This window comes from Vibrio sp. Y176, assembly GCF_033438945.1.
This window is the reverse complement of the sequence record NZ_JAWOQS010000701.1, coordinates 1-635: the sequence shown is the minus strand read 5'-3', so window position 1 is coordinate 635 and position 635 is coordinate 1. Positions and strand designations below refer to the sequence as shown.

Here is a 635-nt window from a genome sequence, read left to right as displayed (position 1 = left end):
CAGTTTGCGTCCTCATTCTTTGCCGCTAGTTTTATTCATTCCTGTTTAAAGGAGTATCGAACAGGGACAAAAATTCCAAACAAAGACATGAGGTCACAAATGGAAACACGCTTTAATCGCCTATTTGCCGCTATGTTGGCTGTGGGCCTTGCACCTGCCGTCTCGGCGTTTGATCCGCTCTATTCAGAACAATGGCATCTCGACAACACTGGCCAAACTGCATTCGCAGCAAACCCTGCTGTTGCGGGTAATGACTTAAACACCAAACTTACGCAAGCCATGGGCATTGCCGGTATTGGCGTTAAAGTTGCGGTCATTGATTCTGGTGTGCAGATCGATCACCCAGACCTTGCAGGTAACGTAGTCACAGGTAGCAGAAACTTCGTTGAAGACTCTTTATTCCCATCCAGTTATCCCGTCGACACTAACGGCCACGGTACTGCCGTTGCTGGTTTGATTAGTGCGGTAGGTAACAATGGTGAAGGTGGTCGCGGCGTTGCTTCTCGCTCTTCGCTTGTTGGTTTTAACTGGCTTGCAAACCAAACATTAGAAGGTTGGTTAATTTCTCACGGTATGGCCCCAGCGACGCGCGATGTACGCGTATTTAACCAAAGCTATTGCTTTAGTCCGATCAA

Annotated in this window: 1 protein-coding gene; it reads left to right on the top strand. The window is 48.0% G+C overall.

Annotation, left to right across the window (positions count from 1 at the left end; translation table 11 throughout):
* Positions 1–99 precede the first annotated feature (99 nt).
* Positions 100–635, top strand: a 536-nt coding sequence (locus R7O13_RS28160; RefSeq protein ID WP_318305357.1) for a S8 family serine peptidase, incomplete at its 3' end; no start/stop codon positions are given.